The sequence below is a fragment of the Acidiphilium acidophilum genome, assembly GCF_033842475.1.
Taxonomy (GTDB): Bacteria; Pseudomonadota; Alphaproteobacteria; order Acetobacterales; family Acetobacteraceae; genus Acidiphilium; species Acidiphilium acidophilum.
Genome location: NZ_JAWXYB010000018.1, coordinates 330884 through 352735 on the forward strand (window position 1 = coordinate 330884; position 21852 = coordinate 352735).

Consider the following 21852-nt stretch of genomic DNA (forward strand, 5'->3'; position numbering starts at 1 on the left):
CGTGGTCTACGGGCCGGAGATTGACTCCAGCGCGAGGCCGAGGCGGCGGGGGTCGTCGCCCTCGCCCGCGTCGAGCGGCGATTGGGGGGCGAGGATGTGAAACGCGAGACGCAGCGCGCCGGACTGGCCGCGCCAGAGCGAGTCGGGGATCGCAAGGCGGTGAATGATGCTTTCGGAGCGCCCGTAGTCGCGGCGCAGGAAGCTCAATCGGGCGAGCAGGCGACCGGCGGCGCGGATTTCAACGGGACGCAGCCGGTCTTGTTCGTCGCCGGCGGGGAAATAATGGTTGCAGCGGAGAACGAGATTGCCATCCCATGCGTTCAGATGCGCGATCGGCAGGTCGATCGTCGCGACCGGAGCGATGGTCCAGACCCCCCAGGCTTCGGGGTCGGCCCAGCCGGTGTGGAGCAGGCCGAGAGCGGGACTCATGTTGTCGAATGGCAGATCGGGCACGGGGAGCTGTTCGAGACGGGTCCGCCGATCCAGCCAGGCATCGAGGCGGATCAGGCGGGCGTCGAGAGATAGCGCGTCATGGTGCAGATCCGACGGCAGGTCGAAGCGGGGAAAGGTGCGTTCGAGGAAGGTCGCGAGACCCGTGCTTGCGCTTTCGGCGGGAGCGGCAAGTACCTGATCGTAGATCGCTTCGTAGCGTGTGGTCATGTCGTCGAGCGAGAGTTTCTGGCGGACGATCGTGGCGACACGTGCGGTATCGACCGGGTCGTAGCGCAAAATGGCATCGGAAATGCTGGCCGGCGTGACCGCCATTGGCAGGATCTGGCGGCCGAGTTGGCCTTCGGGGTAGCGCTCGGCAATGGCGGTGGTGAGCAGGCCGCCGAATCCGTACTCGGAGCACAGGATCACGCTGGCACCGGTGGCTGCGGCTTCGATAGCGCTCCGCGCCCAGCCGAACACGATGTCCGCGTCCCTCATGCGTGCCGGGAGGTCATCGACGCTGCGGTTAACTCCGGGTCCGACTTCGGTAAGCGCGATTCCTGCGGTGGCGCAGGCTTCGCGCACGGCGGGCAACCAGGGCGCGCGTGCCTTGGTGACCGCGAGGGCGGTACGTGGCGTGGCGGCGAAATTCGTTCGACAGATAAATCGGTCGAGGTCCACCGCGTTGGGGATCAGGTGCAGTTGGGCCGCCTCCACTCCCTGGGTCAGCAGGCGGGCGGCGCTGCCTTGATCGACGGCGATATAGGCGCCGATCCGGGGGGCGATGATCGGTTCGTCATATGGTGTGGCGACATCGTGACAGACGAAAATGGCCGGTGTCGCCGGAAAACGGACCATTGCGACGGCCAGAGGGGTATTGTGGTGGCCGTGGATGATGTCGGGGGGGCTGGTCAGGGTTTCGACCCGATCGGTCACGGGAATGCCATGGGCCATCACCCTCATGGCGAGGTCGCCGATCCGGGGGCTGTAGATGGCGACGTGGTGGCCGCGCGCGGCGAGGGCGAATGCGAGTTCGGCGGTCATCACCTCGGTGCCGGTACGGGTACGCAGGGTGATGTTGGTGATCAGGATCGAGCGCGGCGCCATAGGCATCGGTTATCCGTCGAGCGGCGCGCAGGCGGTGGCGAGCCATGCGGCTTCGGGGGGTTGGAGGTCGGGGGCGAGGGTTTGGTGGACATGGGCGTGGTAGGCGTCGATCCAGGCGAGGGCGGCGGGGTCGAGCAGGGCGGGGTCGATCAGGGTGCGGTCGAAGGGGGCGAGGGTGAGGGTTTCGAATTTGAGGAAGCGGCGAGGGCCGGTGATGGCGGCTTCGGTGACCAGGAGGAGGTTTTCGAGCCGGATGCCGAAGGCACCGGGTTCGTAATAGCCGGGTTCGTCCGACAGGATCATGCCCGGCGCGAGCGGCACCGGTTTGGCCAGTTTGTGGAAGCTGACCGGGCCTTCATGCACCGAAAGATAGGAGCCGACGCCGTGGCCGGTGCCGTGATCGAAATCGAGCCCGGCCTCCCAGAGCGGGGCGCGGGCCAGGGCGTCGAGCTGCGGGCCGGTGGTGCCGAGCGGGAATTGCGCCCGGGCCAGCGCGATATGGCCGGCGAGAACCCGGGTGAACCGGTCCCTGATCAGGGCGGGCGGCGCATCGGGGCCGGTCCAGAGGGTGCGGGTGATGTCGGTCGTGCCGTCGGGGTACTGGCCGCCGCTGTCGATCAGGTAGACTTCGTCGGGGTGGATCGGCCGGTTGCTCGCCGCATCGGCGGCGTAGTGGATGATTGCCCCGTGCTCGCCGGCACCGGAGATCGGGTTGAAGCTCTCGGCGCGGAAATCCGGCGTGGCGGCGCGGCATTCGCGCAACCGGGCGGCGGCGGAGAGTTCGGTGAGGGTTCCGGTGGGGGCGGTGGCCGCGAACCAGGCGAGGAAGCGGCACATCGCGATGCCGTCGCGGCGATGGGCGGCGCGGGCACCGGCTTGTTCGACCGGGTTTTTCATCGCGCGTGGCAGGACGCAGGGATCGTCGCCCGAGACGGTGATGGCACCGGCGTCACCCAGCATCTGGGTCAGGCGGATCGGCGCGGTGGCGGGGTCGAGGCGGACGCGTTTGCCCCGCAGGGTCGCGAGGGTTTCGGCCATGGCGTCGCGGGGGACGATGGTGACGGAGTGGCCGAGATGGGACGCGGTTTCCGGCGGGATTTTCGCGGGATCGATGAACAGGACCGCCGAGGAATCGCGACGCAGCAAGGCGAAGGCCAAGGCGATCGGGGTATGCGGCAGATCGCCGCCGCGCAGGTTGAGCAGCCATGCGGCGGCGTGGGGATCGGTCAGCAGCACGGCGTCCGCGCCGTCGCGCCCGATGATGTCGGCGATGCGCAGACGCTTGGCGCTCGCGCTCTCGCCGGCATAATCGAGCGGATGGGGCATGGCGGCGGCGGCGGGCGGGGCCGGGCGGTCGTTCCAGAACGGGTCGATCGGGTTGGCGACCGGCACCATGACCAGCCCGGCATCGCTGAATTTCGCGACCGTATTGGCGCTCATCAGCCACGGATCGTAGCCGATCCGGGCGCCGGGGGCGGTGGTTTTCAGCCAGGTTTCGGGCGGGGTTTCGGTGATGTGGCAGCGCTCCCACAGCGCCGGATCGGTCTGGCTGGCGAGTTGGAGCGTGTAGCGGCCATCGGAGAACACCGCTGCCTTGTCGGCGAGGACGATGGCGAGGCCCGCGCTGCCGGTGAAGCCGGTCAGCCAGGCGAGGCGGGCGGCGGAATCGGGGACGTATTCGCCGAGGAATTCATCGTTGCGCGGCTGGATGAAACCGTCGAGACCCTGAGCCCGCAATGCCGCCCGCAAGGATGAGATGCGCTCTTTCATCATATCTTAACCAAATTCCTATCATGTTTTTGCATAGCTGACCGAGGAATCCTTCGCTCCACAAGGCGCGGCCGGAGGCCTATGTTGCGCTGCAAGACGACGATAACGATCGGTAACGACGAAAACAGTTCCCGGATCGCCGTCGGTTCCCTGATCTGAAAGTGAAATACCATGGCCACCTCGACATCTACCTCAACCAAGCTCGCCTCGCCGGTCGCGCACGCGATCGCCTCGCAGAACGCCGCGATCGATGCCGCGCTGCGCGATAATTTCAACCGGACCGTCGCGATGTTCGACCGGGTGCGGGATTATTTCGTGCAGCTGAGCACGGCACGCGCGGCGTTCCGCGAATTGTCGCAGCTCAACGATCGCGAACTCGCCGATCTCGGCATCGCGCGCTCGGATATCCGCAACGTGGTGCGCGGCAAGTTCCCGACGCGCGTCTGACCCACTGCGACCGCAGGCCGTCGCATTCCGGTGCGCGGGCCTGACAAGGCAAACCCGGGTCGATTCCCCTTTCATGCGAAGGGGGGATCGATCCGGGTTTTTGCTGTGGTGGGCATTGAGGGGGCGCGCATGGCGGGGGCGCGCATCGGCTTTTCGAGAATCAGCGTGGTCCATTCGCCATCGTCGATCCGTGATTTCAGCACCAGCCCGTGTCGTCGGTGGGCCGAGAGCACCCAGCGGGCCTGACGGTCGAGCAGGCCGGCGAGGATCGCGATGCCGCCGGGGGCGAGTTTGGCCGCCAGCTGATGCGCCATCGCTGTGAGCGGACGGGCGAGGATGTTGGCGAAGACCAGATCATACGGTGCGTGACGGCGCAGCACCGGGCTGAGCCAGCCATCGGCGCGGCGGGCGCGGAACAGGCGGGCGGTGCCGTTGAGCGCCGCGTTGGCGGTGGCGACCCGGACCGCCCGCGCGTCGATATCGGTGGCGAGCACCGGGCGGCCCCAGATTTTCACCCCGGCAATCCCGAGCACGCCCGAGCCGGTGCCGAGATCGAGAATATTGAGCGGGCGGCGGCGCTTGGCCATCATTTCCAGGGCGAGCAGGCAGCCGCGCGTCGAGCCGTGTTCGCCGGTTCCGAAGGCGAGCCCGGCATCGACCGTGATGCTGTGGCGCCCGGCGGGCTTTTTATCCTTGATGTGCGTGCCGCGAATGGCGAATCGATCGCCGATTTTCTGTTCGGGAAAGCCCTGGTAGCTGCGCGCGAGCCAGCCGCCGGCAGGAACCCTGATCCGCTCTATCTCGGGGGTGATGCCGCTCGCGGCTTCCGCGAGGATCAGCGCGGTCACCAGATCGCCGTCCGAGCCGTCGATTTCGCGCAATCCCTCGACGACCCAGGTGTTGGTGGCTTCGTTAAGAAAGAAGCCGACGGTGCGGCAGCAGCAGCCGAGCGCGGCCTCGAAGGCTTCGAGGGCGGTGGCCGGTACGGTGAGGACGATGCGTTCGAGATGTTCGGGTTGGGGCATCACGCGCGCTCCACGAAACGGTCGAGCACGCGTTTTTCGCCGGCGGTCTCGAACCGGATGTCGAGCCGGTCGTCATCGGCGTCGATGACGATGCCGTAGCCGAATTTCTGGTGAAACACGCGGGTTCCTTCGGTGAGTTTGTCGGCGCGGGCCGGGCGGGACGGGGTGTTCCAGGCGTCGTCACGCCGGGCCAGCAGGGGGGTTGCGGTGGCGAATACCGGCGGGGCGGACAGGCGCTGGTCGCGCGCGAGGCTCGCCGAGCCGCCGAGGGTGATGAAATCGGCCGGCAGTTCCCCGATGAAGCGCGAGGGCACGCTCGATTGCCAGTTGGCGTAGATGCGCCGGTTGGCGCAATGCGAGATGATCGCGCGCTGTTTGGCGCGGGTGATGCCGACATAGGCGAGGCGGCGTTCCTCCTCCAGCGACTTGGCCCCGCCTTCGTCGAGCGCGCGCTGGTTGGGAAATACGCCTTCCTCCCAGCCGGGCAGGAAGACGGTGTCGAACTCCAGACCTTTGGCGGCATGCAGGGTCATCAGGAACACTTTATCGTCATCCACCTCGTTATCATTGTCCATAACGAGCGAAACATGTTCGAGGAAGCCTTCGAGCGTGTCGAAATCGGCCAGCGCGCGGACGAGTTCCTTGAGGTTCTCGATCCGCCCGGCGGCATCCGGGGTTTTCTGCTCCTGCCACATCGCGATGATGCCGCTTTCGTCGAGCAGGGTGGACAGGGTGATGACATGGCCGTCGCGTTTGAGGGTTGTTCGCCAGTCCGCGAATTTGGCGATCAGGTCGCGCAGCCCGTCGCGTGCCTTGCCCCGCAATGTCGCTTCCGCCGCGATCCGGGCGGCGGCTTCGGCGAGGGGGACGCCATCGGCGCGGGCGCGTTCGTGCATCGCGCGCAAGGCGGTGTCGCCCAGGCCGCGCTTGGGGGTGTTGACGATGCGTTCGAAGGCGAGGTCGTCGGCGGGTTGGGCGAGGACGCGGAGATAGGCGATGGCGTCGCGGATTTCGGCGCGTTCGTAGAAGCGCAATCCGCCGATGATGCGGTAGGGCAGGCCGATCGCGATGAACCGTTCCTCGAAGGCGCGGGTCTGGAACCCGGCGCGGACCAGCACGGCACATTCGGCGAGTTTGTGCCCCTCGCGGCGGAGGGTTTCGACGCGGGTGGCGACGGCGCGGGATTCCTCGTCGGAATCCCAGAAGGCGAAAACCTCGACGTTCTCGCCGGTGGCATCGGTGCGGCCCGCGTGCAGGGTTTTGCCGAGGCGGCCTTCGTTATGGGCGATCAGGCCGGAGGCGGCGGCGAGGATCGGGGCGGTCGAGCGGTAATTGGCTTCGAGCCGGACGATTTTCGCGCCCGGGAAATCGGCCTCGAAGCGCAGGATGTTCTCGATCTCGGCACCGCGCCAGGAATAGATGCTCTGGTCGTCATCGCCGACGCAGCAGATGTTTCTGGAATGCTGGGCGAGCAGGCGGAGCCAGTAATACTGGACCAGATTGGTGTCCTGGTATTCATCGACCAGAATGTAGCGGAACCGGCGATGGTAGTCGGCCAGAACCTCGGGGTCGCGGCGGAGCAGATCGTAGGCGAGCAGCAGCAAGTCGCCGAAATCGCACGCGTTGAGGGCGCGCAGGCGGTCCTGATAGGCGGCATAGAGGTCGCGGGCGGATTCGGCACCCCAATCGATATCCTGATCGCGCGGCACCGCATCCGGCAGCAGGGCACGATCTTTCCAGCGCTGGATTGTGCCCATCAGCCCCTGCGGGGTGAAGCGCTTGGTGTCCATCCGGCGGGCTTCCATCACCTGTTTGAGCAGGCGCAACTGATCGTCGGTATCGAGGATGGAGAAGCTCGATGTGCGGTCGACCCGCTCGGCGTAGCGGCGCAGCATACGGGCGGCGAGGGCATGGAAGGTGCCGAGCCAAAGGCCCTCGGCTGGCTGGTCGAGCAGGGCCGAAACCCGCTCGCGCATTTCGCGCGCCGCCTTGTTGGTGAAGGTGACCGCGAGGATCTGGCTGGGGAAGGCGCGGCGGCTGAGCAGGATATGCGCGAATCTGGTGGTCAGCACCCGGGTCTTGCCGGTGCCGGCGCCGGCCAGGACCAGGACGGGGCCGTCGGTTGCTTCCACCGCTTCGCGCTGGGCCTGGTTCAGGCGGGTGAGGTAGTCGGTCATGCGCGGCGGCAGGTAAGGTCAGGAAGCGCTTCTTTTTTGGAAAAAAGAAACAAAAAACTTTCGGTTGTCTGGGGCATGGGAGATTTTACCGGCACGGGCCAATCGGGATCAAAGTTTTTTTGTTTCTTTTTTTTCAAAAAAAGAAGCGCTTGCCTCCTTCGCCTTCACCCCCAGAATCCGCGCGATCGCGTAGGTGAGGTCGGCCCGGTTCAGCGTGTAGAAATGGAATTCGTCGATCCCATTGGCCTGCAAGGTGCGGACCTGCTCGGCGGCGATGGCGGCGGCGACCATCTGGCGGGTTTCGGCATCGTCGTCGAGGCCGTCGAACATTTCGGCCATCCAGCCGGGGACGTAGGTGCCGCCCATTTCGCTGATCCGCTTCGCCTGCGCGAAGTTCGAGACCGGCATGATGCCGGGGATGATCGGGGCGGTGATCCCGGCGGCGAGGGCGCGGTCGAGGAAGTCGAGGAAGTTTCCGGTCTCGAAGAACACCTGGCTGATCGCGCGGCTGGCCCCGGCATCGAGCTTGCGCTTGAGGTTGTCGAGGTCGGCCTGCGGATTTTCGGCCTGGGCGTGGGTTTCGGGATAGGCGGCGACCGAGATGTCGAAATCGGCGACGCGCTTGAGCCCGGATACGAGGTCGGCGGCGTATTCGTAGCCTTGCGGATGGGGCTGGTAGGGCGCTTTCGACGGCGGATCGCCACGCAGGGCGACGATATGGCGCACCCCGGCATCCCAGTAGCGGCGGGCAACATCGTCGACCTCGCCGCGTGAGGCACCGACGCAGGTGAGGTGGGCGGCGGGTGTCAGGCTGGTTTCGCGCACGAGGCGGGTGACGGTGGCGTGGGTGCGCTCCTGGGTCGAGCCGCCGGCACCGTAGGTGACCGAGACGAATTGCGGGGCCAGCGCTTCGAGCCGGCGGATGCAGGACCAGAGCTGGGTTTCCAGCGCCTCGGTTTTGGGCGGAAAGAACTCGAACGAGATCGCCGGGGCGGGCGCGCGCGGCGCGCGGGTGGGCAGCGGCGCGATGCGCGGGCTCGCGAGCCAGCGTTCGAGCGAGGCCTGCGGTAACGGGCTTGGGGATTCGTGGTTCATCGCACTTTCTCCTCGGTCGATTTCGTGGCAGCAAGCGATCGGTGGGGCAAGGCTCGAACGCCGTGGCGCGAACGGGTCGGCGCGCGGCATGACTGATCGTTGTGCGGTGCGGTTGATCAGCCGCACCACTGCGCTACATAAAGTGAACTAGGCGGGCTCGCAAACGCGTCCGGCTTCGGCGGAACGCGCCGGTCGTGATAGTGACGATCGTATAATGGAAAGGCGGTCCCGGTTTTCGGGGTCGATGAAGGAGGCCTATGGGCATCGTGGTAAAATCGGTTGCGCCGCTGCTGGCGGTGGGTGCTCTCCTGGCCGGATGTGCCACCGCGCCGCCGCAGTCCAATCACGCGGCCTACGAGGCCTATGAGCAGCAGAATGATCCGCTCAAGCCGTTCAACAAGGTCTCCTATCATTTCGACAACAAGCTCGACACCTATGTGCTGAAGCCGATCGCGCTCGGGTATATCGATGTGACGACGCCGGGCATTCGGGCGCATGTGGCCGATTTCATGAGCAATACCGATGCGCCGGCTCAGCTGCTGGAATTCATGGCCGCCGGAAAGCCGCGCGATGCCGGGACCACGCTGGTGCGTTTTCTGGTCAATTCGACCGTGGGGATCGGCGGGTTGTTCGATCCCGCCGGTGCGCTCGGGTATCATCGGGTCTATACCGATCTGGGGTTGACCCTCGCGGGTTATGGCGTGCCGGAAGGGCCGTATCTCTATCTGCCCTTCGCCGGACCTTCGGATCTGCGTGACGCGACCGGGATTCCGGCGAGTATCGTGCTGACCCCGACCTTCCCGGCCCCGCCCTCGACCGGCCTGACCATTTTCAACTACGGGTCGGATGCGCTGAGCGTGGTGAACACCCGCGCGCAACTGCACGGGACGATTTCCAATATCAGGAAAACCTCGCTCGACCCCTATGCCACATTCCGGAGCCTTTATCGCCAACATCGTGCCGCACTGTTGAAGGAGATCAACAAGCGCGATGTCGCGACGCCGCCGGCCTGGTATTCCGCCGCGCAGCGCAAGGCGATGCGGCATGAAGAATACGACGCCTCGAACTAGATCGAACTTCAGAAAGGACTGCCCTATGGCTGCCTATTTCCGCCGGGTTCTGCTCGGCGCCTTCGCCGTGATGCCGGTGCTCGCCACCGCCCCGATCATTGCCGCCACCAGTGCCTACGCGGCGTCCCCCAGTGCCTCGGCCGCGAAAACCTTCATCAATGATTCCGGCCAGAAACTGGTGGGGATCATCAACGGGCCGGGCTCGACCAGCGAGAAATCCGCCCGGCTGCGCGCGTTGGTCAATAACATCGTGGCGGTCGATCAGATCGGTAAATTCGTCCTCGGGCGGTACTGGCAGGTGGCGACGCCGGCGCAGCGCAGCGAGTATATGCAACTGTTCCACCAGACGCTCGCCTATAACATCACCACCCAGATCCGCGCCTATAAAGGTGTCACGTTCACCACGGGTCGGGCGACCACCGGGCCCGAGGGCGAGATGGTCAGCACCGAGGTCAGCCGTCAGGGCCAGTCGCCCGCTCATGTGCAATGGGTGGTCGACACTGTGGGCGGCCAGCCGAAAATCGTCGACGTCGTGGTCGAGGGAACCTCGCTGCGGGTGACCGAGCGTTCGGAATATTCCAGTGTGATCAATGATCATGGCGGCCAAGTGAGCGCGCTGCTCGATGCGATGAAGCAGCAGCTTGCGCGTATGCAGGCTGGCTGAGTTGACATAGCGCCCGACCCCCGGGGCGCATATTGCCTTTGTGCGTCCCGGGGTCTATAGAGACGAAAAATAATACTCCAACCTTCACGGAGGTGGCCTCAACGGGCCGCCTTTTTTGTTGCCTGTTACCCAGACTTGATGATCCTGATACGAGTCGATTGCTTGAACCAGACACGTCCGCAACATACCGGCCTCGAAGGCCGCATCGCCGATCTGATCGCCCCCGGGCTGGAATCGATCGGGTACGAACTCGTCCGCGTCACCATCATGGGCAAGCAGACGCCGACGGTGCAGATCATGGCGGACCGGGCGGACCAGACCCAGCTCTCGCTCGATGATTGCGAGCGGATCAGCCATCTGGTGTCGGCGGTTCTCGATGTCGATGATCCGATCAGCACGGCCTGGACCCTGGAGGTCAGTTCCACCGGGATCGACCGGCCGCTGACCCGGGTGAAGGACTGGAACCGGTTTGCCGGACACCTCGCCAAGATCGAGATGGATGTGCCGATCGCCGCCGGGCGCAAGCGGGTGACCGCGACGGTGCTGAGTGCGGATGACACCGCCGCACGGGTCAAGCTCGATACCGGCGAGACGGTCGATCTGCCGCATCATGATATCCGCAAGGCCAAGCTCGTCCTGACCGAAGATCTGATCAAGGCGACCGAAACGCCGTCTCCCCCTAACTGAACTATCCAGAGCAAAAGAGCGAGAATTCCATGGACACCGCGATTGCCCGCCCCGAACTGCTCCTCGTCGCCGACGCCGTTGCCCGCGAGAAGCAGATCGACCGCGACGAAGTGCTGGAAGCGATGGAACAGGCCATCCAGAAGGCCGGTCGTGCCAAATACGGGCACGAGAAGGACATTCGAGCGACGATCGACCGCAAGACCGGCGATGTCCGGCTGTCCCGCTGGACCGAGGCGGTCGAGGTGGTGGAAAACGAGGAGACCCAGATTCCGCTGCATATCGCCAAGAAGTTCAAGCCGGATATCGAGTTGGGCGGTCATCTGATCGATCCGCTGCCGCCGATCGATTTCGGGCGCATCGCGGCGCAGACCGCCAAGCAGGTGATCGTGCAGCGGGTGCGCGAATATGAGCGCAAGCGCCAGTATGACGAATTCAAGGACCGGGTCGGCGAGATCATCACCGGGGTGGTCAAGCGGACCGAGTACGGCAATCTGATGGTTGATCTCGGCCGGTCCGAAGCGCTGCTGCGGCGGGATGAAACCATTCCGCGCGAGAATCTGCACAATGGCGACCGGGTGCGGGCGTTCATTTACGACGTGCGCGAAGAGCCGCGCGGGCCGCAGATCTTTTTGTCGCGCACCCATCCCGGCTTTCTGGCCAAGCTGTTCGCGCAGGAAGTGCCGGAGATTTACGAGGGGATCATCGAGATCAAGGCGGTTTCGCGCGATCCCGGATCGCGGGCGAAGATGGCGGTGATCAGCCGCGATTCCTCGATCGATCCGGTCGGCGCCTGTGTGGGCATGCGCGGCTCGCGGGTGCAGGCGGTGGTGGCCGAGTTGCAGGGCGAGAAGATCGACATCATTCCCTGGTCGCCCAACCCCGCGACCTTCGTGGTCAATGCGCTCGCTCCGGCGGAAGTGTCGAAAGTCGTGCTTGACGAGGAGGCCGGCAAGGTCGAGGTCGTGGTGCCCGATACCCAGTTGTCGCTCGCGATCGGCCGGCGCGGGCAGAATGTGCGGCTCGCCTCGCAGCTGACCCGCTGGGATATCGACATTCTGACCGAGGCGGAGGAAAGCGAACGCCGCCAGGAGGAATTCCGTCGCCGGTCGCATCTCTTCGTCGATGCGCTCGACGTCGACGACGTGATCGCCGGCCTGCTTGTCACCGAAGGATTTGAAGGGATCGAAGACTTGGCTGCCACACCGCTTGACGAACTCGCCTCGATCGAAGGTTTCGACGAGGGTATTGCCACCGAACTGCAGCGGCGCGCCGAAGCCGCGATCGAGAAGCGCGCGACCGAAATGGAAGACAAGCGCAACGAGCTTGGCGTGACCGACGAACTCGCCAGCCTCGAAGGCCTGTCCGCCGCCATGCTCGTCGCCCTCGGCGAGGCCGGGGTGAAGACGCTCGACGATCTGGGCGATCTCGCCAGCGACGAACTGATCGACATTCTCGGCAAGGACACGCTCGACGAGGAAAGTGCTAACGCGATCATCATGGCCGCGCGCGCCCACTGGTTCGAGGGAGACCAGACACCTGCCTGAACCGACGTTCGAACCCGATTTTCCGATCGAGCCGGATGTTCCGGTCGAGGACGACGCGGCGGATCATGTCGGTCCGCTGCGGCGATGCCTCGTCACGCGCGAGCGGCAGGAACGCGAAATCATGCTGCGCTTCGTGGTCGGGCCGGACTCGACCCTGCTCGGCGATGCGCTGGTGTTCGATGTGACTGCAACCCTGCCCGGTCGCGGTCTGTGGTTGAGTGCGCGCCGGGATGTGGTAGAGATGGCGATCAAGCGCGGCGTCTTTTCCAAGGCCGCGCGCAAGCGACTGATCATTCCCGAGCGGCTTGCCGATCGGGTTGAAACTGTTTTGGAAAATCGGATCATCGAACTGCTCGGTCTGGCACGGCGTGCCGGGGCGGCGGTCGGTGGCTTCGAGAAGGTCAGGGAGCGGCTGGCTTCCGGGCAGAGTGCGCTGCTGGTGGCGGCGTCCGATGGCAGCGAGGCCGAGCAGGCCAGGTTGCGCGGGCATCGTCAGGTATCCGTCGTGCGGCCTTTGACGGCGGGGCAGCTCGGCGCGGTGTTCGGGCGCGAGCGTACCGTTCATGTCTCGATCGGGCCCGGCAAGCTGGCCGGCATGATCGCGGTGGCGGCGGGACGGCTTGCCGGATTTCGGCCGGTCGAGGTGGCGCAGGAGATTGCCACCATGGCGGAGAGCGGGCAGAGAGAGCCGCAACCGGGATGAGCCCGGAGTGGGGCTGAAGATTGCGGCCCCGTGCCGCGATGAATACGACGACTAAGAAACTGATTGAATACGGACCGGATTGTATGAGCGACGAGCAGGATCAAGGCGAAACCAAAGGGCGGCTCTCGCTGCGGCCGGCGAACCGGACCGAGCTCGGCCGTACGGTCGATGCCGGGTCGGTGCGGCAGAGCTTCAGCCATGGCCGCTCGAAAGTGGTCCAGGTCGAGGTGCGCAAAAAGCGCGGCGGGGCCCCCGGCGCGCCGGAATCCACCGCAACCCGGCCCGCGACCGCTCCCGTTCGTGGCGGCAACACGGTCTCGCCGGTGCCGCGCGGCCTGACCGCGACCGAGCAGGCGGCGCGGCAGCGTGCGGTTGCCGAACAGGCGCGCGAATCCGCCAAGCGCGAGGCCGAGCGCCGCGAACAGGAAACGATCTCGATCCTGTCCGCCGCCGAGGAAGCGCGCCGTCGCGACGAGGAGGCCGCCCGGCAGGCCGAAGAGGACAACCGCAAGCGGATCGAGGAAGAATCGCGCCGCCGCGAGGAAGAAGCCGCCGCGCCCGCCCCGACGGCGGCGCCCGCAGAGGCCGTGGCACCGGACGCGCCTGCGGCGACGACCGCTGCGGCCCCCTCATCGCCATCGCCATCGCCATCGTCAACGGCATCGGCCCCGGTGGCCCCGCCGGTGCGCCGCGTCGAGACCAGCGGTGCGCCGCGCCGCCCGACCGCCACGGCTCCGGCCCCGGCGGCTGCGCCGGAAACGTTGCGGCTCAAGACCGGCCGGACCGGTGGCCGCGACGAGGACGACGAAGCCCCGCGGGTTGCCCGCCGCCCCGGCGGCGGTGCCACCCCGGCGCGCAAGCCGGTCGCGCCACCCCCCAAAAAAGTGGTCGACGATCGCCGCCGCGGCGGTGCCCGTATCGACGTGCAGGCCGCGATGTCCGGCGAGGACGAACGGGTGCGCTCGCTCGCCTCGGTCCGCCGCCAGCGCGACCGCGAGCGTCGCCAGGCCGAACTCGAAATGCTCCGTTCAGATCAGGTGCGTGTAGTGCGTGACGTTATTCTCCCCGAGACCATCACGGTCCAGGAACTCGCCAACCGCATGGCCGCGCGGGTGCCGGATGTGGTCAAGTCGCTGATGAAACTCGGCGTCATGGCGACCGCGACGCAATCGATCGATGCGGACACCGCCGAGATCGTGGTCGAGGAATTCGGCCATAAATCCAAGCGCGTTTCGGAAGGCGATGTCGAGATCGGCCTTGAGGGCGTGGTCGATGCCGATGCCGATATGCGGACGCGTCCGCCGGTCGTGACCATCATGGGCCATGTCGATCATGGCAAGACCTCGCTGCTCGATGCGCTGCGCTCCACCTCGGTGGCGGCGGGCGAGGCGGGCGGCATCACCCAGCATATCGGCGCCTATCAGGTCACGCTGCCGAGCGGCGATAAAATGACCTTCATCGACACGCCGGGCCACGAAGCCTTCACCGCCATGCGTGCCCGTGGCGCGCAGGTGACCGACATCGTGGTGCTCGTGGTCGCCGCCGATGACGGGGTGATGCCCCAGACGATCGAGGCGATCCGCCACGCCAAGGCGGCCAACGTGCCGATCATCGTCGCGATCAACAAGATCGACCGGCCCGACGCCAACCCGACCCGGGTGCGCAGCGAGTTGCTGCAATACGACATCGCGGTCGAGGAGATGGGTGGTGAAACCCAGGATGTCGAAGTCTCCGCGCTCAAGCGCGAAGGTCTCGACAAGCTCCAGGAAGCCATTCTGCTGCAAGCAGAAATTCTCGATCTCAAGGCCAATCCCGACCGGAGCGCCGAAGGCACCGTGGTCGAATCCCGGCTCGATCGCGGTCGCGGTCCGGTCGCGACCATTCTGGTCCAGAAGGGCACGCTCAAACAGGGCGACATCGTGGTGGCGGGCACCGAGCAGGGCCGCATCCGCGCGATGCTCGACGAGCATGGCAAACCGGTCACCAGTGCCGGTCCGTCGGTGCCGGTCGAAATTCTCGGCCTGTCCGGCGTGCCGTCGGCGGGCGAGGCGTTCGTGGTCGTCGAGGATGAAGGCCGTGCCCGCGAAATCGCCGAGTTCCGCCAGCGTCGCCAGCGCGAGACCAATGCGGTCGCCGGCGCCGCCGCACGCGGCACGCTCGACCAGATGCTCGCGCGCATTCAGGCGGGCGAACAGAAGGAAGTCGCGCTGCTGATCAAGGCCGATGTGCAGGGCAGCGCCGAGGCGATCCAGGCGCTGGTCACCAAGCTCGGCAACGAGGAAGTCCGCGTCCGCGTCCTGCTCGCCGGGGTCGGCCAGATCACCGAGAGCGACGTGCAGCTGGCCAAGGCGTCGGATGCCATCGTGGTCGCCTTCAACGTGCGCGCCAATGCCCAGGCCCGCGCGCTGTCCAACCGCGACGGGGTCGATATCCGCTACTATTCCATCATCTATCAGGTGGCGGACGACATCGAGAAACTGGTCAAGGGCAAGCTCGCTCCGGTCCATCGCGAGAAATTCCTCGGCTATGCGGAAATCCGCCAGGTGTTCAACATCACCAAGACCGGCAAGGTCGCGGGTTGTTATGTCACCGAAGGGCTGGTCAAGCGCGGCGCCGGTGTGCGCCTGCTGCGCGAGGGCGTCGTGGTCCATCAGGGCGAGCTTTCGCAGCTCAAGCGCTTCAAGGACGATGTCCGCGAAGTGGCGCGCGGCTACGAATGCGGCCTGTCCTTCGCCGGCTTCGGCGATATTCGCGAAGGCGATGTGGTAGAATGCTACGAGACCGAACTCGTTCCGGCGTAAGCCGGGGCAAGCCCGATCGGGCCGGGGTCACCGGCAAGGTTCAGGACGGCCCGACCCAGCGCATGCGCCGGGTCGCCGAGGACATCCGCCACCGGCTTTCGGCGGTGCTGGCGCGCACCGATTTCCGCGATCCCGACCTGATCGGCGTGCATCTCACCGTCGCCGAAGTCCGCATGAGTCCGGATTTGAAGCACGCGACGATCTTCGTCTCGCGCCTCGGCAACATTCCGACCGACCCGTTGCTGCCGGCGCTCAAGCGGGTCAGCCCGTTCCTGCGGAGCGCGATCGGGCAGGGGATGCGGACCAAATTCGTGCCCGATCTGCATTTCCAGCCGGATCAGGCGCTCGACGAGGCGACCCGGATCAACCGGCTGCTCCACACACCGGAAGTCGTGCGCGATCTGGCCCCGCGATCAGACGCCGACGATAAATGACCCTGCGTCTGCGTGACGATGCCGAGGGCATCGCGCAGGCTGCGTCCCTGTTGTGTAACGGGCAACTCGTGGCTTTCGCGACCGAAACGGTTTACGGACTCGGGGCGGATGCGCGCAACGCGCAAGCAGTCGCCGCGATCTATACCGCCAAGGGGCGTCCCCGGTTCAATCCGCTGATCTGCCATTTCGCCGATGGGGCCGAGGCTTTCGCGCATGTGACGCCGGATGAACGTGCCGCGGCGCTGGCCGCTGTGTTCTGGCCGGGGCCGTTGACGCTGGTGCTGCCGCGGCGTGCCGACAGCACGATTGCGACGCTGGCCGGGGCCGGACTGCCGACCGTTGCGGTCCGCGTTCCCGCCCACGAAACCGCCCGCGCCTTGCTGCGGGCGGCTGGCGTGCCGATCGCCGCGCCCTCGGCCAATGGATCGGGGCGGCTCAGCCCGACCACGGCCAGCCACGTGCTCGCGGATCTGGAGGGGCGGATTGCGGCGGTGATCGACTCGGGTGCCGCGCGGGTCGGGCTGGAATCCACCATCCTCGATCTTTCCGGCGCCCGACCCCGCATGCTGCGTCCCGGCGGGATCGCGATCGAGGAGCTGATCGCGGTGATCGGCGATATCGAAATCATCGGGGCCGATGAGGCGGTCATCGCCCCCGGCATGATGGTTTCGCATTACGCCCCGCGCCAGACAGTGCGCCTCGATGCAAGGGCACCGACCTCAAGCGAGGCATGGCTGGGTTTCGGGCCGGATGGCGTCACCGGGGCCCTAATGATCAATCTCTCGGAAGCGGGCGATCTGACCGAAGCGGCGGCGTCGTTGTTCGATGCGCTTCACGCCCTGGAAGCGCGCGCGACCGCGCAGGGTCTGACCGGCATAGCGGTCGCGCCGATCCCCTGCCATGGGCTGGGTGTCGCAATCAACGACCGTCTGGCCCGGGCCGCGGCACCCCGCTGACGGGGGCCGCGATCGGGCGGAGCGGCTCAGTGAAGAGGGACGCTGATCCCGAAGGACACGCTCGGCGGGCCGTAATAGGCCGGGGGCGGCGGTGCGTAATAGACTGGCGGCGGCGGCGGTGGTGGTGGCGCATAATAGACCGGCGGCGGCGGCGGATAGAAGCCGGGCGGTCCACCGTAATACCCGCCGTGCCAGTGGCGGTGATGCCAGCCGGGATGGCCGTGCCAACCATGACCGTGCCAGCCGCCGTGATCCCAGGGCGGATCGGCCAGCGCCGTGCCGGCTGTCGCGCCAAGACCGATGGTGCCCGCAAGCAGGGCGACGACGAAGCGTTTGCGCCGGGCGAAACGATCCAGGTTGCCGTTCATGGTCGAAACTCCTTGTTAACCTCGCCATGATATAAGCAGTCATCATGGCAGGGGAGGGGCGGCAATTCGGGCAAAATGTGGCTGACCGAAATTTCATCTGAACCGGGCCGGGCGTGGCGTTAAAATCGGCTGTGCCCCTTGCGGAACGGGCGACCGGGCGGGCATTGTCCGGCGTAATGACATGTCCCGGACCGAGCATCGGTAGAAATGGCCGTTGCGACCTGGCGGATAGCGGGTCGTGAAGCGTCGTCTGCGCGGCATCATCCTGCCGCTCCTCCTGCTGATCGTGACCGGGTATTTCGTGTTCAATGCGATCAACGGCTCGCGAGGCATCACCGCCCAGCGCCATGACCGCGCGATTCTCGCGACCGATACCGCCACTCTCGGTTCGGTGAAGCAGCGGCAGGATCGCTGGCAGTCGCGGGTGGACGCCCTGCGCCATCACGCCATCGCCCGCGACATGCTGAACGAACAGGCGCGCGCCGTGCTCAATCTTGCCAATCCGGACGATCTGGCGGTGCCCCTGCCGCCGGCCCCGAATAGCGCGCCCCCGGCGGCTCAGACCGGTTCGCAGCCGGGTGCCAAGCCGCATGTCGAGTCCAAATCCCCATCGCCACCCTGAACCGCAACTGGCGCGCGTCTCGGTTGCATCGCTGACGCCCCGATCCGCCGGTCTGCCCGATTTGTCGAGTGGATGAAGCGCGTTAACCATAAATCGGTTAACGTTCATATTGCGTTGCACAACCAATGTTTTTCCGCTGCCGCGCTTGCCATTTGATCGCGTTGCGGCGATTGAGGAACAGTCTGACCGCATGGAGGGGATCATGGCTGCGCGCCAAGCGAAATCTGCGTCTAAGGCATCCGCGAAACCGAGTCGCAAAGGGGCGCGTCCTGTGGCGCCGGGTCGTGACGAATTGCTCGCCGCCTATTCGAAAATGCTGCTGATCCGCCGGTTCGAGGAAAAGGCCGGGCAATTGTACGGCATGGGGCTGATCGGCGGTTTCTGTCATCTCTATATCGGGCAGGAAGCCGTGGTGACCGGCATGCAGATGGCGCTGGAACCGGGCGATCAGGTCATCACCTCCTATCGCGATCACGGGCATATGCTGGCCTGCGAAATGGACCCGAAGGGCGTGATGGCCGAGTTGACCGGCCGATCCGGCGGGTATTCGCACGGCAAGGGCGGCTCGATGCATATGTTCTCCAAGGAGAAGGGGTTCTATGGCGGGCACGGCATCGTGGGCGCGCAGGTGTCGCTCGGAACCGGTCTCGCCTTCGCCAATCGCTATCGCGGCAACGACCGGGTCTGCGTGACCTATTTCGGCGAGGGCGCGTCGAACCAGGGCCAGGTGTTCGAAAGCTTCAACCTCGCCGCGCTGATGAAGCTGCCGGTGATTTTCGTGATCGAGAACAACCGTTACGGCATGGGGACCAGCGTCGAGCGCGCTTCGGCCTCGCGCGATCTCAGCCAGAACGGTGCGCCGTGGCACATTCCAGGCTTGCAGGTGGACGGGATGGACGTGATGGCGGTGAAGGCGGCGGGCGAGCAGGCGGTGGCGCATTGCCGCGCCGGCAACGGGCCGTTTCTGCTCGAAATGAAGACCTATCGCTATCGCGGACATTCGATGTCCGACCCCGCGAAGTACCGCACACGCGAGGAGGTCCAGAAAATGCGGACCGAGCATGATTGCATCGATCTGGTCCGCAAGGCGCTGGAGCAGCAGGGCGAGACCGAAGAGGCGCTCAAGAAGATCGATGACGATATCAAGAAGCGTATTCAGGATGCGGCGGATTTCGCGCAGCAGAGTCCCGAACCGGATGAAGCCGAACTCTGGACCGATATTCTGGTGGAAGCATAAATCATGAGCACTGAAGTGTTGATGCCCGCGCTGAGCCCGACCATGACCGAGGGCAAGCTCGCGAAATGGCTCAAGAAAGTCGGCGATCAGGTGAAATCCGGTGACGTTCTGGCCGAAATCGAGACCGACAAGGCGACGATGGAGGTCGAGGCGGTCGATGAGGGCGAGTTGCTGAAAATCCTGGTTCCCGAAGGCACCGAGAGCGTGGCGGTCAACGCGCCGATCGCCGTGCTCGGCACCAAGGGCGAAAGCGTGGCGGCGTCTCCCGCGCCGAAGCCCGAAGCCGAACCCGCTGCTGCGACCAGACCGGAACCAAAATCCGAGTCCAAGGCCGCGCCGAAGCCTTCATCGGCCCCGTCCAGCGACAAGGATTGGGGACCGACGAGCGAAATCACCGTCCGCGAGGCCCTGCGCGATGCGATGGCCGCCGAGATGCGCCGCGATGGCGATGTGTTTCTGATGGGCGAGGAAGTTGCGCAGTATCAGGGCGCCTACAAGATCAGCCAGGGCCTGCTCGACGAATTCGGCGAGACGCGCGTGATCGATACGCCGATCACCGAACACGGGTTCACCGGCATGGCGGTGGGGGCAGCGATGTCCGGCCTGAAACCGATCGTCGAGTTCATGACCTTCAATTTCGCGATGCAGGCGATCGACCAGATCATCAATTCGGCGGCGAAAACCCTTTATATGTCCGGCGGGCAGATGGGGTGCCCGGTGGTGTTTCGCGGTCCCAACGGGGCTGCCGCCCGCGTCGCCGCCCAGCACAGCCAGTGCTACGCCTCGTGGTATGCGCATTGCCCGGGGCTCAAGGTCGTCGCACCGTATTCCGCGGCGGATGCCAAGGGCTTGCTGCGCGCGGCGATCCGCGATCCCAACCCGGTGATCTTTCTGGAGAACGAGATTCTTTACGGGCATAAATTCGACGTGCCGACCGATGAGGATTTCATCCTGCCGATCGGAAAGGCCAAAATCGAGCGGTCGGGCGAGGATGTCACCATCGTCGCGTTTTCGCTGATGGTCGATGTCGCGCTGAAAGCCGCCGAACTGCTCGACCAGCAGGGGATTTCGGCCGAGGTGATCAATCTGCGGACCATCCGCCCGCTCGATATCGAGACCATCGTTGCCTCGGTGAAAAAGACCAGCCGGGTCGTCAGCGTCGAGGAAGGCTGGCCGTTTGCCGGCATCGGCGCCGAGATTGCCACGCAGATCACCGAACACGCGTTCGACTGGCTGGACGCGCCGCCGACCCGGGTTTCCGGCCTCGATGTGCCGATGCCCTACGCCGCCAATCTCGAAAAACTGGCGCTGCCCCAGCCGAACTGGGTGGTCGATGCCGTGAAAAAACTGTTCTGAACCGGGAGCGCTGCCATGGCCACCAACATCCTGATGCCGGCCCTGTCGCCCACCATGACCGAGGGCACCCTCGCGAAATGGCTGAAAAAAGAGGGCGATACCATCAAATCCGGCGATGTCATCGCCGAGATCGAGACCGACAAGGCGACCATGGAGGTCGAGGCGGTCGATGAGGGCGTCCTCGGCAGAATTCTGGTCGCGGCGGGTACCGAGGGCGTTGCGGTGAACGCGCCGATCGCCGTGCTGGTCGATGCCGGTGAGGCGGTGCCGAGCGCGGCAGCGGCTCCGGCTCCAAAAGCTGAGGCTCCCGCACCAAAGGCCGCCGCCGAGGCGACGCCGGCCCCTGCGCCGCGCGGCGAACCCAAGGCGAACGGGCACGATGCCAGCGATCATGGCGAGCGTATTTTTGCCTCGCCGCTCGCGCGCCGCATGGCGCAGCAGGCCGGACTCGATCTGGCGGGCATCACAGGGTCCGGGCCGAACGGGCGCATCGTCAAGGCCGATATCGATGCCGCCCGCGGCAAGGCACATGCCCCGGCCAGCGCGCCGCAAGCGACACAAGCCAGCCTGCCGCAGGCGGTCCCCGTCAGCGCGCCGCAGGCGGCACCGATCACCGCGCCGCACGATGCTGTGCCGCATTCCTCGATGCGCAAGGTCATCGCCAGGCGGCTTCAGGCCGCGAAGCAGACGATCCCCCATTTCTATCTGTCGATGGATGTCGAACTCGACGCCCTGCTGAAACTGCGCGCTGACCTCAATGCCCAGTCGCCCAAGGATGGCGCGGGCGCGTTCAAGCTTTCGGTCAACGACCTGATCATCAAGGCCAGCGCCATCGCGCTGCGCCGGGTCCCCGCCGCCAATGCCAGCTTCACCGACGAGGCCATGATCCGCTATCACGATGTGGATATTTCGGTTGCCGTCGCGATTCCCGATGGACTGATCACCCCGATCGTCCGCAAGGCCGACCAGAAAGGCCTCGCCGCGATCAGCAACGAAATGAAGGACCTCGCGGCCCGCGCCAAATCCGGCAAGCTGAAACCCGAGGAATTCCAGGGTGGATCGTTCTCGATCAGCAACCTCGGCATGTTCGGCATCACCAGCTTCTCCGCCATCATCAACCCGCCGCAAGGAGCCATCCTCGCGATCGGCGCGGGCGAGAAACGCCCGGTGGTGCGCGGGTCGGAACTCGCGATCGCCACGGTGATGACCGTGACGCTGTCGTGCGATCACCGCGTGGTCGATGGCGCGATCGGGGCGGAGTTCCTCGCGGCGTTCAAGGCGATCGTCGAGGCGCCGTTGAGTTTGATGCTTTAAGGGGGCGAGGAAGGTGTTCTTTTTTGAAAAAAAGAACCAAAAA

19 protein-coding genes are annotated in these 21852 nt (G+C 65.7%); 13 read left to right on the plus strand and 6 right to left on the minus strand.

Annotation, left to right across the window (positions count from 1 at the left end; genetic code table 11):
* Nucleotides 1–6: 6 nt before the first annotated feature.
* The gene (locus SIL87_RS04205; RefSeq protein WP_319612955.1) at nucleotides 7–1545 is read right to left on the minus strand and encodes a glycosyltransferase; all 1539 of its coding nucleotides are present in this window, start codon (nucleotides 1543–1545) and stop codon (nucleotides 7–9) included.
* Nucleotides 1546–1548: 3 nt separating this feature from the next.
* Entirely contained in the window at nucleotides 1549–3312 is a 1764-nt protein-coding gene (locus SIL87_RS04210) for an aminopeptidase P family protein (protein ID WP_405055208.1), read from the minus strand.
* Between the two features lie 168 nt (nucleotides 3313–3480).
* Here SIL87_RS04210 and SIL87_RS04215 point away from each other — a divergent pair, with 168 nt between their 5' ends.
* Nucleotides 3481–3756 (plus strand): DUF1127 domain-containing protein, encoded by a 276-nt coding sequence (locus SIL87_RS04215; RefSeq protein ID WP_319612956.1) that lies wholly within the window; start codon nucleotides 3481–3483, stop codon nucleotides 3754–3756.
* A 71-nt stretch (nucleotides 3757–3827) separates the two neighbouring features.
* Here SIL87_RS04215 and SIL87_RS04220 read toward each other — a convergent pair whose 3' ends face one another.
* From SIL87_RS04220 to metF, 3 genes are all read right to left on the minus strand, one after another.
* Nucleotides 3828–4781: a 50S ribosomal protein L11 methyltransferase gene (locus SIL87_RS04220; RefSeq protein ID WP_319612957.1), complete on the minus strand. Its 954-nt coding sequence runs from the start codon at nucleotides 4779–4781 to the stop codon at nucleotides 3828–3830.
* Nucleotides 4781–6958 carry an ATP-dependent helicase gene (locus tag SIL87_RS04225; RefSeq protein ID WP_319612958.1) on the minus strand — a complete coding sequence of 726 codons (2178 nt, stop codon included), beginning with the start codon at nucleotides 6956–6958 and terminating at the stop codon, nucleotides 4781–4783. Before SIL87_RS04225 ends, SIL87_RS04220 begins: the two co-directional genes overlap by 1 nt.
* Before the next feature lie 108 nt (nucleotides 6959–7066).
* Entirely contained in the window at nucleotides 7067–8053 is a 987-nt protein-coding gene (gene metF, locus SIL87_RS04230) for a methylenetetrahydrofolate reductase [NAD(P)H] (protein WP_319612959.1), read from the minus strand.
* A gap of 257 nt (nucleotides 8054–8310) precedes the next feature.
* Between metF and SIL87_RS04235 the strand changes: the two genes are divergently transcribed.
* The 8 genes from SIL87_RS04235 to SIL87_RS04270 all read left to right on the plus strand — a co-directional run bounded on the left by SIL87_RS04235 (nucleotide 8311) and on the right by SIL87_RS04270 (nucleotide 16912).
* Nucleotides 8311–9123 carry an MlaA family lipoprotein gene (locus SIL87_RS04235; RefSeq protein ID WP_319612960.1) on the plus strand — a complete coding sequence of 271 codons (813 nt, stop codon included), beginning with the start codon at nucleotides 8311–8313 and terminating at the stop codon, nucleotides 9121–9123.
* Nucleotides 9124–9148: 25 nt separating this feature from the next.
* Nucleotides 9149–9787: an MlaC/ttg2D family ABC transporter substrate-binding protein gene (locus SIL87_RS04240; protein WP_319612961.1), complete on the plus strand. Its 639-nt coding sequence runs from the start codon at nucleotides 9149–9151 to the stop codon at nucleotides 9785–9787.
* Nucleotides 9788–9925: 138 nt separating this feature from the next.
* On the plus strand, nucleotides 9926–10474 hold the full coding sequence (gene rimP, locus SIL87_RS04245; protein WP_319612962.1) for a ribosome maturation factor RimP: 549 nt from the start codon (nucleotides 9926–9928) through the stop codon (nucleotides 10472–10474).
* Between the two features lie 29 nt (nucleotides 10475–10503).
* Nucleotides 10504–12018 (plus strand): transcription termination factor NusA, encoded by a 1515-nt coding sequence (gene nusA, locus SIL87_RS04250; RefSeq protein WP_319612963.1) that lies wholly within the window; start codon nucleotides 10504–10506, stop codon nucleotides 12016–12018.
* Nucleotides 11954–12721 carry an RNA-binding protein gene (locus tag SIL87_RS04255; protein WP_319612964.1) on the plus strand — a complete coding sequence of 256 codons (768 nt, stop codon included), beginning with the start codon at nucleotides 11954–11956 and terminating at the stop codon, nucleotides 12719–12721. The genes nusA and SIL87_RS04255 overlap by 65 nt, the downstream gene beginning before the upstream one ends.
* A gap of 83 nt (nucleotides 12722–12804) precedes the next feature.
* The gene (infB, locus tag SIL87_RS04260) at nucleotides 12805–15522 is read left to right on the plus strand and encodes a translation initiation factor IF-2 (RefSeq protein ID WP_319612965.1); all 2718 of its coding nucleotides are present in this window, start codon (nucleotides 12805–12807) and stop codon (nucleotides 15520–15522) included.
* A complete protein-coding gene (rbfA, locus tag SIL87_RS04265) occupies nucleotides 15492–15956 on the plus strand; it encodes a 30S ribosome-binding factor RbfA (RefSeq protein WP_405055209.1) in 465 nt (154 codons plus the stop codon). Before infB ends, rbfA begins: the two co-directional genes overlap by 31 nt.
* Nucleotides 15953–16912, plus strand: coding sequence for an L-threonylcarbamoyladenylate synthase (locus SIL87_RS04270; RefSeq protein WP_319612966.1), 960 nt, complete (start codon nucleotides 15953–15955; stop codon nucleotides 16910–16912). Before rbfA ends, SIL87_RS04270 begins: the two co-directional genes overlap by 4 nt.
* A gap of 26 nt (nucleotides 16913–16938) precedes the next feature.
* Here SIL87_RS04270 and SIL87_RS04275 read toward each other — a convergent pair whose 3' ends face one another.
* Nucleotides 16939–17280: a hypothetical protein gene (locus SIL87_RS04275; protein ID WP_319612967.1), complete on the minus strand. Its 342-nt coding sequence runs from the start codon at nucleotides 17278–17280 to the stop codon at nucleotides 16939–16941.
* 238 nt (nucleotides 17281–17518) lie between these two features.
* On the opposite strand from SIL87_RS04275, the gene SIL87_RS04280 reads away from it, so the two are divergent.
* The 4 genes from SIL87_RS04280 to SIL87_RS04295 all read left to right on the plus strand — a co-directional run bounded on the left by SIL87_RS04280 (nucleotide 17519) and on the right by SIL87_RS04295 (nucleotide 21809).
* The gene (locus SIL87_RS04280) at nucleotides 17519–17902 is read left to right on the plus strand and encodes an FtsB family cell division protein (protein ID WP_319612968.1); all 384 of its coding nucleotides are present in this window, start codon (nucleotides 17519–17521) and stop codon (nucleotides 17900–17902) included.
* Nucleotides 17903–18104: 202 nt separating this feature from the next.
* Entirely contained in the window at nucleotides 18105–19139 is a 1035-nt protein-coding gene (gene pdhA / locus SIL87_RS04285; RefSeq protein WP_405055210.1) for a pyruvate dehydrogenase (acetyl-transferring) E1 component subunit alpha, read from the plus strand.
* 3 nt (nucleotides 19140–19142) lie between these two features.
* The gene (locus SIL87_RS04290) at nucleotides 19143–20495 is read left to right on the plus strand and encodes a pyruvate dehydrogenase complex E1 component subunit beta (RefSeq protein WP_319612970.1); all 1353 of its coding nucleotides are present in this window, start codon (nucleotides 19143–19145) and stop codon (nucleotides 20493–20495) included.
* A gap of 15 nt (nucleotides 20496–20510) precedes the next feature.
* On the plus strand, nucleotides 20511–21809 hold the full coding sequence (locus tag SIL87_RS04295) for a pyruvate dehydrogenase complex dihydrolipoamide acetyltransferase (RefSeq protein WP_319612971.1): 1299 nt from the start codon (nucleotides 20511–20513) through the stop codon (nucleotides 21807–21809).
* Nucleotides 21810–21852 lie beyond the last annotated feature (43 nt).

Excerpts from the sequence above, each read along its gene's own strand:
- SIL87_RS04205 (WP_319612955.1), bottom strand. The coding sequence starts at position 1,545 with ATGCCTATGGCGCCGCGCTCGATCCTGATCACCAACATCACCCTGCGT.
- SIL87_RS04210 (WP_405055208.1), bottom strand. The coding sequence starts at position 3,312 with ATGATGAAAGAGCGCATCTCATCCTTGCGGGCGGCATTGCGGGCTCAG.
- SIL87_RS04215 (WP_319612956.1), top strand. The coding sequence starts at position 3,481 with ATGGCCACCTCGACATCTACCTCAACCAAGCTCGCCTCGCCGGTCGCG.
- SIL87_RS04220 (WP_319612957.1), bottom strand. The coding sequence starts at position 4,781 with ATGCCCCAACCCGAACATCTCGAACGCATCGTCCTCACCGTACCGGCC.
- SIL87_RS04225 (WP_319612958.1), bottom strand. The coding sequence starts at position 6,958 with ATGACCGACTACCTCACCCGCCTGAACCAGGCCCAGCGCGAAGCGGTG.
- metF (WP_319612959.1), bottom strand. The coding sequence starts at position 8,053 with ATGAACCACGAATCCCCAAGCCCGTTACCGCAGGCCTCGCTCGAACGC.
- SIL87_RS04235 (WP_319612960.1), top strand. The coding sequence starts at position 8,311 with ATGGGCATCGTGGTAAAATCGGTTGCGCCGCTGCTGGCGGTGGGTGCT.
- SIL87_RS04240 (WP_319612961.1), top strand. The coding sequence starts at position 9,149 with ATGGCTGCCTATTTCCGCCGGGTTCTGCTCGGCGCCTTCGCCGTGATG.
- rimP (WP_319612962.1), top strand. The coding sequence starts at position 9,926 with ATGATCCTGATACGAGTCGATTGCTTGAACCAGACACGTCCGCAACAT.
- nusA (WP_319612963.1), top strand. The coding sequence starts at position 10,504 with ATGGACACCGCGATTGCCCGCCCCGAACTGCTCCTCGTCGCCGACGCC.
- infB (WP_319612965.1), top strand. The coding sequence starts at position 12,805 with ATGAGCGACGAGCAGGATCAAGGCGAAACCAAAGGGCGGCTCTCGCTG.
- rbfA (WP_405055209.1), top strand. The coding sequence starts at position 15,492 with ATGCTACGAGACCGAACTCGTTCCGGCGTAAGCCGGGGCAAGCCCGAT.
- SIL87_RS04270 (WP_319612966.1), top strand. The coding sequence starts at position 15,953 with ATGACCCTGCGTCTGCGTGACGATGCCGAGGGCATCGCGCAGGCTGCG.
- SIL87_RS04275 (WP_319612967.1), bottom strand. The coding sequence starts at position 17,280 with ATGAACGGCAACCTGGATCGTTTCGCCCGGCGCAAACGCTTCGTCGTC.
- pdhA (WP_405055210.1), top strand. The coding sequence starts at position 18,105 with ATGGCTGCGCGCCAAGCGAAATCTGCGTCTAAGGCATCCGCGAAACCG.
- SIL87_RS04290 (WP_319612970.1), top strand. The coding sequence starts at position 19,143 with ATGAGCACTGAAGTGTTGATGCCCGCGCTGAGCCCGACCATGACCGAG.
- SIL87_RS04295 (WP_319612971.1), top strand. The coding sequence starts at position 20,511 with ATGGCCACCAACATCCTGATGCCGGCCCTGTCGCCCACCATGACCGAG.